We start from the raw sequence: 11762 nt of genomic DNA on the forward strand, positions 1-11762 counted from the left end.
AATACCTACAATCGCGTAAACTTTTTTGATAAAACCTAGTCTTATAAGCAGCCTTTCGTTAAGATCTCTCGTCACCTCAGCTAATAAGTAGGTGAAACAACAGAATTCGGTTACGAACTGGACAAAAGCTAAAATTGGGTAGCCATGTTTTGCGGTCATCGTTTCGCGGTCATCGCAACAATAGGGTAAGCTTTAACTCACACGGATAAAACGGTCAAAGAAATTAGAACCATGCTCAGAATAATTCAACGCGCTAAACCGTCATTACTTTCATTTGCCTTTTTGGTGATAGGCACTTTACTACACACAGCAAATGCTGCCGTAGTCACTCCGCCTGCTCCTTCAGTTGCCGCAGAAGGTTTTCTTCTAACCGACTTTGAAACGGGTCATGTGATTGCATCTAAAAATGCGGACATGCAGCTTGCTCCTGCGAGCTTAACGAAAATAATGACTATTTATGTTATTGGCAAAGAATTACAGGCCGGTAACATCAGCTTAGACGACGAAGTGACTATCTCGGAAAACGCATGGGCGAAGAAATTCCCTGACTCGTCAAAAATGTTTATTGAAGTAGGTACACAAGTTTCAGTACGTGACTTACTACGTGGCATTGTTGTGCAGTCAGGTAACGACGCCTGTGTTGCTATGGCAGAACACGTAGCAGGTTCAGAATCTGCTTTTGCCAGCATGATGAATGCACACACGGCATCACTTGGCATGAGTGGTTCTCACTGGGTTAATGCTCACGGTCTTCACGACCCAGACCACTACACTACCCCTCGTGACATGGCGATTCTGTCTCGCGCGCTTATCGCAGAAACGCCAGAAATGTACAAGATTTATAGCGAGAAGGAATTCACCTACAACGGCATTAAGCAATACAACCGCAATAGCCTGTTGTGGGACAAAAGCTTAAACGTTGATGGCATTAAAACTGGCCACACGTCTGATGCGGGCTACAGCCTAATCACTTCTGCAGAGCAAGGCGGTATGCGTCTAATCTCTGTAGTCATGGGGACTGATAGCGAACGTGCACGTAAAGTTGAAAACAAAAAGCTACTTAAGTACGGCTTCCGTTTTTACGAGACACTTACGCCATACCAAGCTGGTCATAGTTTCGTTGCTCACCGCATCTATATGGGTGATAGAGAGACAGTAGACCTTGGAATTAATCAATCTACCCCCATTACTATTCCACGCGGTCAGGCGGCTAATTTAGAAGCTAACTTCGAACTTGATGACAAGCTTGAAGCACCACTTGCAAAAGGTCAGGTTGTTGGAAAACTTTATCTACAACTAGACGGTGAAGATGTGGCTAGCTATCCCCTAGTTACCCTTCAAGAAGTAAAAGAAGGCAGCTTCTTTAATCGCATGAAAGACTACATTATGCTTCAGCTAGGATTTGACGACGAGTAAACACCTTTACTGAATACGTTAAAAAGCTAGTTGTGAAGCGGCCAGATTTGTTACAATCTGGCCGTTTTTTTATATGATATTTTAAGTACCAAGGATATCGCATGGATACCCGTTTCGACGAATTACTAGATTTTCCAACAAACCAAACGTTTAAAGTCATGGGCGTTGCTCATGAAGACCTACCTCAACAGGTAGTGAGCTGCCTTCAGCAACATGCGCCAGGCGATTACTCGCCTAACGTAAAACCAAGTAGTAAAGGTACTTACCACTCGGTGTCTATCAGTGTGCGTGTAACCAGTAAAGAGCACATGGAAACCATTTACACTGAACTTGCCAAATTAGAGCTGGTTAGGGTTGTACTTTAAGTGAATGAGCAGTCGATAGCGTCTGACGCAAACGGCGTTATAGTGCGTCAATTAGGGCGTCAGCCGTATGAGCCTATCTTCGAGGCAATGAAGCGCTTCACCGATGAACGCGACCAAAACACCCAGGATGAAATTTGGCTTGTTGAGCACGATGCTGTCTTTACGCAAGGACAAGCGGGCAAAGCTGAACACATACTTATGCCTGGTGACATTCCTGTTGTTCAGGTTGACCGGGGCGGCCAAGTGACCTACCACGGTCCAGGGCAACAAGTTATTTATCTGATGCTAAACATTAAGCGCAGAAAACTGGGTGTTCGTCATTTAGTCACTGCTATGGAAGAAGCGGTGGTCGGACTACTCGAAAAATATGGCGTAACCGCGTACCCAAAGCCCGATGCGCCTGGCGTATACGTCGATGAGAAGAAAGTTTGTTCATTAGGTTTAAGAATACGTAATGGCTGCTCGTTTCATGGCTTAGCTTTAAATGTTAATATGGACCTATCACCGTTTCAGCGTATTAACCCTTGCGGTTATGCCGGTATGGAAATGATCGATACCGCGCGCCTCAATGGTCCAACTACGCTTGAGACCGCTGGTAATGAATTAACGCATTTGTTGCTAGAAGCGCTTTCCATTGCACAGCCAACATACAAAGAAGGTTTTGATGAGTAATGCACGACCTCAAGCGGGGGTAAAACTCCGTGATGATGAAAAAGTAAAACACATTCCCGTCACTATTATTCCTACTGAAAAGGAAGAAATGCTGCGCAAGCCGGAGTGGATTAAAATCAAGCTTCCTCGTACTACCGAGAAAATTGATCACATCAAACAGACACTTCGCAAAAACAATCTTCACTCTGTGTGTGAAGAAGCGAGTTGTCCTAACCTTGCCGAGTGTTTCAACCACGGTACAGCCACCTTTATGATTCTTGGTGATATTTGTACCCGTCGTTGTCCTTTCTGTGACGTAGCCCACGGTAAACCACTGCCTCCGAGTGCAGAAGAGCCAGAGAAGCTGGCTAAAACCATTGCAGAAATGAATTTGCGCTATGTGGTTATTACTTCTGTTGACCGCGATGACCTTCGCGACGGTGGCGCTCAGCATTTCGTAGATTGTATTAACGCCATTCGCGAACACAGTCCAACAACGACAATCGAAGTATTAGTACCCGATTTTCGTGGACGTATGGATCGTGCACTTGAGATTTTCAAAAACGGCGTGCCTGATGTGTTCAACCACAACTTAGAGACGATCCCGCGTTTATACCGTGAATGTCGCCCTGGCGCGAATTACCAATGGTCGTTAGATTTGCTTAAGAAGTTTAAAGCACAACACCCTGACGTGATGACCAAATCTGGTATGATGATGGGTATGGGCGAAGAGAACGAAGAAATTCAAGGCGTACTTGATGATCTGCGCGCTCACAATGTGGACATGCTTACGCTGGGTCAATACCTTCAGCCAAGCCGTCACCACTACCCGGTTAAGCGCTACGTACACCCTAAGGAATTCGACGCCCTTGGTGACTACGCAAAAGAAATTGGCTTCACGCATGCAGCATGTGGCCCAATGGTCCGCTCGAGCTACCATGCAGACCAACAAGCAGCGGGTAAAGAAGTTAAGTAGTACCGAACTTCAGCATAGGGCTCAGCCTAACGTTGCTAAAAAGTTGATACAGAATAAAAGCGGTGATCTTCACCGCTTTTTTGTGCCTTCGTATTTCAGGGTGACAAACCCGTGGGTATTGTTAGAATGCCCGTCAAATTACGCTATCCCCTTCTGAAAAGTATTCCCAAATTAAGGGTAAGGTCATTTCATGCGCAAACATATATATATTGCCTATACAGGTGGAACTATTGGTATGAAGCCGTCTAGACAAGGCTACGTACCCGCTGCAGGCTTCTTGTCAGACACACTGAAAAAGATGCCGGAGTTTCACCGTTCTGAAATGCCCCTTTTTACCCTGCATGAATACGATAACCTTATCGATTCATCAGACATGGACCCGTCTGATTGGCAGCGTATTGCCGATGATATCGCCGACAACTACGACAAGTACGATGGCTTCATTATTTTGCACGGTACAGACACCATGGCATACACCGCCTCGGCGTTGAGTTTCATGCTTGAGGATTTGTCAAAACCTGTCATTGTTACCGGTTCTCAAATTCCACTGGCAGAGCTTCGCTCAGATGGTCAAGTCAACCTTCTAAACGCGTTATACGTTGCCGCGAACTTCCCCATTGCCGAAGTCGGACTGTTCTTCAACAACAGACTACTTCGTGGCAACCGCAGCCGTAAAGTAGATGCAGATGGGTTCAGTGCCTTTGACTCCCCTAACTTTCCTCCACTGTTAGAAGCTGGCATTAACATTCGTCTGAAAGCCGGTGAATTAGCGAAGACACCAAATAACACCTTAACGGTATCGAACGTCAAAGCCCAACCGATCGGCATGGTTAGTTTGTATCCAGGTATTGCGCCGGAGGTCATAAAAAACACGCTGCAGCAGCCGGTGAACGCGTTGATTTTACTGAGTTATGGTGTGGGCAATGCACCTCAGAACCCTGAGCTTATTGCACAGTTAAAATACGCAAAAGCCAGAGAAATTCCTGTTTTGAATTGTACCCAGTGTATGCGCGGTCGCGTAAACATGGGTGGCTATGCCACCGGCCATGGCCTACAAGAAGTAGGAGTTTTATCGGGTAGCGATATGACGCCCGAGGCAGCCCTCGCGAAACTGCACTACTTATTAAGTAAAGGGCTTCCTTTTGAGGAAATAAGCCATCTATTAACGCAAAACTTGCGTGGCGAATTAAGCGACTAGCAGCGTTACAAATAAAGTTTTTAAGAAAAAGGTTTCAACAAGTGATAACAACATATTCGGGTATGCTTAAAAAAATGCGTACCTCCGCCGATGAAAACAATACCGTGCACTACTCGCTTCCAATTGGTGATGAGCTGGTAGATATCAATTCTCTTATCGGCAAGGAAGTAACGGTAACCTACTCTGGTGACATCAACTGTGTTCACTGCAACCGCAAAACCAAAAAAAGCTTCAACCAAGGATACTGCTACCCGTGTTTGATATCGCTGGCACAATGCGATAGCTGCATTATTAAGCCAGAAAAGTGCCATTACCACGAAGGGACGTGCAGAGAACCTCAGTGGGGTGAAGAACATTGCTTTAGTGAGCATTTTGTTTATTTGGCTAACACAGGTACGGTAAAAGTGGGCATCACTCGTCAAGTCACCGAAGGCGTGTCTACGCGGTGGATGGATCAAGGAGCTACGCAAGCTACCGTAATGCTGCGAGTTCCTGACAGGCTTACCAGTGGTTTGGTTGAAACGTTATGCAAAGATCACATTGCAGATAAAACCAATTGGCGAACAATGTTAAAGGGCAAACCTGACGAGGTTGATTTAGAACAGGTCAAAACCGAATTAATGGGTAAAATTGAAAGTGAGCTAGAAGCGCTGAAGCAAGAAAAAGGGCTTCAAGCAGTATCAGAAGTGACTACGCCTATCCATGATATTCATTACCCTGTTGAAGATTATCCGGTAAAGATAAAATCTTTAAACTTAGATAAGACACCGTCATTTACTGGTGTATTGCAAGGTATCAAAGGGCAATACTGGATGCTAGATGGCGATCGCGTTATTAATATCAGGAAGTTCGCTGGTTATAATGTAGACCTATCTTTCTAGGTTAAATGTTAGGGTCTTATTTTAGCTTACTTATAAAAATAAGACCCTTATTACCCGCAGCTAGCTATCTAATGCGGCAGTTTATTCGAATAGGTATCAACTACTGCCAGAATTCAAAGTAGTCGTTACTATTTCTTTGCGGTTTAGGTGCAGGCTCAAACGCTGGTGTTCCTAAATATAAGAAACCTACCAGCTCGTCTTCTTCACTTAAACCTAATCCGTTTCTTACCGTCTCACAGTGTGCGTAGCCACCGGTGCGCCACATGCCGTTAAACCCTTGTGCTACTGCTGCCATTTGCATCGCCATAACGCCACAGCTTGCCGACGCTATCTGCTCAACACGCGGTACCTTTTCATGTTCCACATGCTTTGCGATGGCTACGATAACCATAGGTGCGCGGTGAGGAAGCTGCACGGCACGTTCAATTTCTTTCTGCGACTTTTCATTTTCAATAGCGGATTGCTCATAGAGTGCACCTAGCTTATCCAGCCCTTTTCCTGTGCACACGATAAAACGCCACGGAGTAAGACAAGCATGGTCTGGGGCACGTAGTGCAGCCTGCATAATATTCTCTAAGGCATCTCCACTAGGTGCTGGCGCTTCCAATCGAGGCTGAGAACTTCTGTTGAGTAACAATGTTAATGCGTCCATTTACGTCCCTACTTTATTTTTTCGCGTTGCTGTTATCACGCTTCGATTTTCATAATCGAGAAAAGCGTGCCAACAACAATAATTTACCTAACCTGATTGCTAGATCCTACGGTTCATAAACGAAAAAGACCAGAAAATTCCGGCCTTTTGTACAGGAAATGGAGCGTCCCTAATTACTTTTAGAACGCATGGCTTTATTCACATAGTAATCGACACTAAAGAAGCGTCCACCACCATAGATAAACAAAACTAAAAGCATAATAAAATAGGTCGCAGCGAATTCGATGCCGTTGTTAAGTACCACAAAGTTACCGCTGGATGTAAGCCAGTCATAATGGCCATACTCTTGTAACAATGATTTAGCTGCCGCAAGCTTTTCTGGCGCAGCCATAATGTTTTCATTCAGTAAGATTGTACCGTCGGCCAACCATGAAGACGCATCAGCAATAGCGAGCCATCCATTCTTAGCGTGAACACTCACCATAGCGACTATCATGGTTACCATTAATGGAATACTCACCAAGCGGGTCAATGCACCCAATAACAATAGAACACCGCCCACGAGTTCTGCGGCTGTAGCTAAGAACGCCATTACAAAAGGCATTGGTAAACCAAGCCCATAATCATCGTTACCAAACCAATCTACAATACTGTCGAAACTGGATGCTTTATTCCAGCCAGCCTGTATCATCACTGGTGCTAAATACAAGCGCAATAAAAGTAAAGGAATGCCATCTGCCACTTGCAGTCGGGCTATGATTTGTTGGTAAATGTGTGTCATTGTTTTGCCTACTTTGTGTGATTAAGAAATAAGAACGGCACTTTATGAAAAAAATTTCATCGCGCGAAAATAAGCCCTCACCGTTTTTGCGACTAATGAAAAAGGGCCATGGAAAAACCGGCTATAAAGCAAAGAATGGAAAATTTCTTATGACGATGAGCGAGGATAGTCACAAACGTATTGCCTCTCTCATTCGAAAGTGGCTGGAACAAGACGAAAAAAAAGAACGCAGAATAAAAGTCATCGTAAGTCGCCGAAAACAAAGACACTCACAAAAAATTACAATTAAGTTCGCGATCTTACTCGATTTAGGTAACATAATAGAATGCAGTACGTGAGTAAGGTATGCCTGATCTATCTTGCTCTGGTTAGTTAATTCAAAAAAAGGTAGTGATTAAAATGGCAGCCAAAGGAAATTGGACTAAATCCTTGTTTATTGGCTTGTGGACGGTGCTTAACTTCACCCGCAAACTTTTCTTTAATTTGATATTCATTGTTATTTTTGTTGGATTGATAATCGCAATAACTGGTCAGGACGATGAACAGTTTACCGTAAACAAAGACAGTGCTTTGTTTCTTACGCTTAACGGAAAGCTAGTTATAGAAAAAGAAAGCATTGATCCTTTCGAACAGTTCTTACAAGAATCGCTAGGCAGTGAACCTGAAAACCCAGAAGTACTGGTACGCGATGTAGTGAAAGTGCTTGAAAATGCGCAAAAGGATCGCCGTATTAAAGCTTTGGTTCTTGACCTTCAAGGTCTTACTGGCGGTGGTTTAGACAAGTTGCGCACCGTAGCTAATGCTATTGACGCATTTAAAGAATCTGAAAAGCCCGTTTATGCCATTGGCGATTACTTTTCCCAAGACCAATATTACTTGGCAGCACACGCTGATAGCATCTATCTGAACCCAATGGGCGGGTTAATGTTTGAAGGCTACGGCCGTTATGGCATGTACTTCAAAGACATGCTAGAAAAGTTAAAAGTAACCACGCATATCTTCCGGGTTGGTACTTATAAATCTGCTGTTGAGCCTATCATGCGAAATGATATGTCTGAAGAAGCAAAAGAAGCGGAGAAACAGTGGTTAGATGGTTACTGGGCGCAATACAAAGCGGATGTAGCAGCAGCTCGCGGTATCGATGAAGCAAACTTTGACGAGACCCTTGAAGGTTTATTAGCAAAGTTTGAAGCGGCAGGCGGCGATTTCGCACAGTATGCGCTAGAGAATAATTGGGTAGACGCATTGAAGACCCGCGAAGAAGTAAGATTGGAGCTTACTGAGTTAGTCGGTGAAGATGAAAACAATCACGGCGTTAACCTCACTTCGTTCAATACCTATCTTAAAGTTGTTAACCCGCCTATGCCGGTTATCGAGTCAGATATAGATAAAGTGGCGATTGTAGTTGCCAAGGGCACCATCTTAGACGGTAATCAAAAAGCCGGTACTATAGGTGGAGACAGCACCGCTCGTCTTTTAAGAAAGGCACGTCTAGACGACAACGTAAAAGCAGTGGTTCTTCAGATTGATTCTCCTGGAGGCAGCGCATTCGCCTCTGAAATTATCCGTCAGGAAGTGTTGCAGCTACAACAAGCAGGTAAGCCCGTTATTGCTTCTATGAGCACCTATGCAGCTTCAGGCGGTTATTGGATTGCAGCAAGTACCGATAGAATAATTGCAAGCCCTAGCACAATTACAGGCTCGATTGGCGTGTTTGGTATGTTTATGACCTACGAGAATTCACTGGATTATTTAGGTATTCACAGTGATGGTGTGGGCTCTACAGAGCTTGCAGGCTTCTCTACTGTGCGTCCACTAGCACCAGAATTCGGTCAAATTCTTCAGCGCAACGTTGAAAACACTTACGGAAACTTCTTGTCGTTGGTTTCAAATGCTCGTGGTATGTCGGTAGAAGAAGTGGATAGGGTTGCCCAAGGACGCGTGTGGATTGGCGAAGATGCAATTGAACTTGGCTTGGTAGACCAGCTTGGTACGGTTGACGATGCTGTAGTTGCTGCGGCCGAGCTCGCCGAGCTAGAAAATTATGATACGTTCTACGTACAACGCACGCTGAGTGCCCAGGAAATTTTCTGGAAGGAATTCTTTGGCCAGGCAATGACGTTTGTGGGCAAATGGCAATTTGCCCATGCCGACTCTGCACTGGTAAATGAATTTAAGCGCGTACTTAAAGAGTTCAGTTTAGTAAACCAACTAAACGACCCTAAGGGTACCTACGTGCTATGTTTACCTTGTGACGTTAAATAATACGCGCAGCAAATAAGTAGAAACAGTAAAAAGACAGAGGCAGCAACATCGCTTCAAATGACTTAACTCAAGAACAGCGTCGCGTTATTACCGACGCTGTTTTTTATTGCTATGAGCAAGCAGAGCAATACTTCAAGCAAACGTTCAAGCGCCCTACCATCACTTTTAGACGGTCGGGGAAAAATGCGGGCACTGCGTTTTTACAGCAAAACCGCGTGAATTTTCACCCACTTCTGTTTAAAGATAATATCGATGCCTTTTTAAGTGACGTGGTACCACACGAAGTCAGCCATTTGTTGGTATGGGTTCTGTTTGGCAGAGTTCAGCCCCACGGCAAAGAATGGCAGTCGATAATGCGCAGCGTATTTAACTGCACGCCTAATGCTACCCATCAATTTGACGTGAAACGGGTAGCCCGCACTTTTCATTATGTGTGTGACTGTGACACTTATGCGCTAAGTACACGCAGACACAATAATATTTTAAAAGGGGCACAATACAAATGTAGGAAGTGTCAGGCCTTGCTTCGCGCACCAGACGTTGGCAGCCTAAAAGCCTATTGACCCAAGACGCTGTCTGGCGAGCGGTATTTACAGGATACGTGCTGTTAATTAAACCAGTGTTTAGTAAATGCGTTGTCTAAATCGTTAAACGCTGTCTTAAGAAGTTGCGCTAGCTCTTTATATTTTGGTTTTGATTTAGCATTGGTCATAGCCACACCTTGCGAGCGCATTTTTGAGTGGATTTCTTGGTACCAGCTTTTCAGTTGTGGTGGAAGGTATTGGTCAGAGCGATGTCCTAGCCAAAGCAAACCTTGCATAGGCAGACTTAAGAAGAAAGCACCTATGGTGATGGTTTGAGGTAGATAATCGGCGCCTAAACTCTGATAGAGCAGCGCGCATGAAACCATTGCCACTGGCGGCATGGTTTTAATTGCAAACTTAGTCGCTGCTACAACTCTACACTCTGGGAAAAAAGCATAGAGTTCTTTTCTCACAGGCCATGTCTTCATGTACTGCTGACCGTTTTTCAACATTGTCATTATTGATTGAGACATGCCTCACCTCTTTGATAAACCTTACTATCAGCATTAATGCTGATATCACTCACGTCATTATTCGATAGTTATAACTAAATTGTAATCCGCTTTTTGGCTAATACAAACTGGTTCTTCTAAATCAGTACGTAATTACAGCGATAAACTATCAGCATCGATCTTATCAAATACGATTGCACTGTAGTAAATTAAGTTTCGTTGATGTGGCGGCTGCCTTTTGGTCTGCTGTGAAGATCGGCGTTGTGTAACTAATACACCCTACGTTAATAATTAAAAGGTATAAGTTCAATCTATCTTTAAGTGACATTTTTCTCGCTTAAAGGCATCATATAGCGCTTAAGCCTAAACATTGTGCTGCATGGCTTTGTTGTTACTTTTGTTAAAGCAAGTGAATAACGACCTGCAGATGTTGCGCTGGCAAATTACTATAATAAAAGTAACTAGGTGTTGAGCTTGATTTACAGATTTTCGCCCCTACCTAGCTTTCTAAGAGAAATTTTATAAGTAACCCTATTGGGTGAATTATTTGGAGAGGAAAATGGCAGAAAGCAGACACGTCCGTCTACTTATCTTGGGTTCAGGCCCTGCAGGTTATTCAGCAGCGGTTTATGCTGCACGTGCAAACCTTAAACCTGTACTGTTAACTGGTATTCAACAAGGCGGGCAGCTTACTACCACGACAGAAGTAGAAAACTGGCCGGGCGATCCTGAAGGCCTTACTGGTCCTGATCTAATGGTTCGTATGCAAAAGCATGCTGAAAAGTTCGATACTGAAATTATTTTCGATCACATCAATAAGACTGACTTTTCGAAGCGCCCTTTCACGCTTTACGGAGATAGCGGTACTTATACGTGTGACGCACTAATCATTGCTACAGGTGCTTCAGCTAAATACCTTGGTCTTGAATCAGAGCAAGCGTTTATGGGTAAAGGTGTATCTGCTTGTGCAACCTGTGACGGTTTCTTCTACCGCAATCAAAAAGTAGCGGTAATTGGTGGTGGTAACACCGCTGTTGAAGAGGCGCTTTACCTTTCAAACATTGCATCAGAAGTACATGTTATTCACAGAAGAGATAGCTTTAGAAGTGAAAAAATTCTTGAGCAACGCCTTCGTGATAAAGCAGAAAACGGTAACGTGGTATTACACTTAAACCGTACACTAGATGAAGTGCTCGGTGACGAAATGGGTGTAACCAAAGTCCGTATTAAAGATACGAACAGTGATGCCACTGAAGAGCTTGATGTTATGGGTCTATTCGTTGCTATCGGTCACAAACCGAATACCGATATCTTTGATGGGCAGCTTGAAATGAAAGATGGCTATATCGTTGTAAACAGCGGTACAAACGGCAATGCGACGCAAACAAGCGTTGAAGGTGTGTTTGCTGCAGGTGACGTGAGCGATCATATTTATCGTCAGGCCATTACATCAGCAGGTACAGGATGTATGGCGGCGCTAGATGCTGAAAAATACTTAGATGGTACGATGCCTGAACAAGGTTAATACTGTTTCCCAAGCC

General features: G+C 44.2%; 12 protein-coding genes. 9 read left to right on the top strand and 3 right to left on the bottom strand.

Annotated elements, in window-relative coordinates:
- Positions 1–231: 231 nt before the first annotated feature.
- From WA381_RS04320 to WA381_RS04345, 6 genes are all read left to right on the top strand, one after another.
- The gene (locus WA381_RS04320) at positions 232–1416 is read left to right on the top strand and encodes a D-alanyl-D-alanine carboxypeptidase family protein (RefSeq protein ID WP_014949348.1); all 1185 of its coding nucleotides are present in this window, start codon (positions 232–234) and stop codon (positions 1414–1416) included.
- A gap of 101 nt (positions 1417–1517) precedes the next feature.
- A complete protein-coding gene (gene ybeD / locus WA381_RS04325) occupies positions 1518–1781 on the top strand; it encodes a DUF493 family protein YbeD (RefSeq protein WP_014949347.1) in 264 nt (87 codons plus the stop codon).
- Positions 1782–2453 carry a lipoyl(octanoyl) transferase LipB gene (lipB, locus tag WA381_RS04330; protein WP_014976409.1) on the top strand — a complete coding sequence of 224 codons (672 nt, stop codon included), beginning with the start codon at positions 1782–1784 and terminating at the stop codon, positions 2451–2453.
- The gene (lipA, locus tag WA381_RS04335) at positions 2446–3408 is read left to right on the top strand and encodes a lipoyl synthase (protein ID WP_061485800.1); all 963 of its coding nucleotides are present in this window, start codon (positions 2446–2448) and stop codon (positions 3406–3408) included. Before lipB ends, lipA begins: the two co-directional genes overlap by 8 nt.
- A 190-nt stretch (positions 3409–3598) precedes the next feature.
- A complete protein-coding gene (gene ansA, locus WA381_RS04340; protein ID WP_061485799.1) occupies positions 3599–4606 on the top strand; it encodes an asparaginase in 1008 nt (335 codons plus the stop codon).
- A gap of 41 nt (positions 4607–4647) precedes the next feature.
- On the top strand, positions 4648–5487 hold the full coding sequence (locus WA381_RS04345; protein WP_101564466.1) for a DUF2797 domain-containing protein: 840 nt from the start codon (positions 4648–4650) through the stop codon (positions 5485–5487).
- A gap of 100 nt (positions 5488–5587) precedes the next feature.
- Here WA381_RS04345 and WA381_RS04350 read toward each other — a convergent pair whose 3' ends face one another.
- Together WA381_RS04350 and WA381_RS04355 are read right to left on the bottom strand one after the other, a co-directional pair.
- Complete coding sequence (locus tag WA381_RS04350; RefSeq protein WP_014949342.1) at positions 5588–6139, bottom strand: NAD(P)H nitroreductase; 552 nt, start codon at positions 6137–6139, stop codon at positions 5588–5590.
- Between the two features lie 169 nt (positions 6140–6308).
- Entirely contained in the window at positions 6309–6920 is a 612-nt protein-coding gene (locus tag WA381_RS04355; protein ID WP_101564464.1) for an HvfX family Cu-binding RiPP maturation protein, read from the bottom strand.
- A gap of 399 nt (positions 6921–7319) precedes the next feature.
- Between WA381_RS04355 and sppA the strand changes: the two genes are divergently transcribed.
- Both sppA and WA381_RS04365 read left to right on the top strand, forming a co-directional pair.
- Complete coding sequence (sppA, locus tag WA381_RS04360) at positions 7320–9185, top strand: signal peptide peptidase SppA (protein WP_156086372.1); 1866 nt, start codon at positions 7320–7322, stop codon at positions 9183–9185.
- 86 nt (positions 9186–9271) lie between these two features.
- A complete protein-coding gene (locus WA381_RS04365) occupies positions 9272–9748 on the top strand; it encodes a SprT family zinc-dependent metalloprotease (RefSeq protein WP_156086371.1) in 477 nt (158 codons plus the stop codon).
- Positions 9749–9792: 44 nt separating this feature from the next.
- Here WA381_RS04365 and yfbV read toward each other — a convergent pair whose 3' ends face one another.
- On the bottom strand, positions 9793–10242 hold the full coding sequence (gene yfbV, locus WA381_RS04370) for a terminus macrodomain insulation protein YfbV (RefSeq protein WP_014979203.1): 450 nt from the start codon (positions 10240–10242) through the stop codon (positions 9793–9795).
- 538 nt (positions 10243–10780) lie between these two features.
- On the opposite strand from yfbV, the gene trxB reads away from it, so the two are divergent.
- The gene (gene trxB, locus WA381_RS04375; RefSeq protein ID WP_014949336.1) at positions 10781–11746 is read left to right on the top strand and encodes a thioredoxin-disulfide reductase; all 966 of its coding nucleotides are present in this window, start codon (positions 10781–10783) and stop codon (positions 11744–11746) included.
- Positions 11747–11762: the final 16 nt, after the last annotated feature.

This window comes from Alteromonas sp. CH_MED4-4 (assembly GCF_037029575.1).
Lineage (GTDB): Bacteria > Pseudomonadota > Gammaproteobacteria > Enterobacterales > Alteromonadaceae > Alteromonas > Alteromonas macleodii.

Coding starts and splice junctions, on each gene's coding strand:
- WA381_RS04320 (WP_014949348.1), top strand. CDS start 232: ATGCTCAGAATAATTCAACGCGCTAAACCGTCATTACTTTCATTTGCC.
- ybeD (WP_014949347.1), top strand. CDS start 1,518: ATGGATACCCGTTTCGACGAATTACTAGATTTTCCAACAAACCAAACG.
- lipA (WP_061485800.1), top strand. CDS start 2,446: ATGAGTAATGCACGACCTCAAGCGGGGGTAAAACTCCGTGATGATGAA.
- ansA (WP_061485799.1), top strand. CDS start 3,599: ATGCGCAAACATATATATATTGCCTATACAGGTGGAACTATTGGTATG.
- WA381_RS04350 (WP_014949342.1), bottom strand. CDS start 6,139: ATGGACGCATTAACATTGTTACTCAACAGAAGTTCTCAGCCTCGATTG.
- WA381_RS04355 (WP_101564464.1), bottom strand. CDS start 6,920: ATGACACACATTTACCAACAAATCATAGCCCGACTGCAAGTGGCAGAT.
- sppA (WP_156086372.1), top strand. CDS start 7,320: ATGGCAGCCAAAGGAAATTGGACTAAATCCTTGTTTATTGGCTTGTGG.
- yfbV (WP_014979203.1), bottom strand. CDS start 10,242: ATGTCTCAATCAATAATGACAATGTTGAAAAACGGTCAGCAGTACATG.
- trxB (WP_014949336.1), top strand. CDS start 10,781: ATGGCAGAAAGCAGACACGTCCGTCTACTTATCTTGGGTTCAGGCCCT.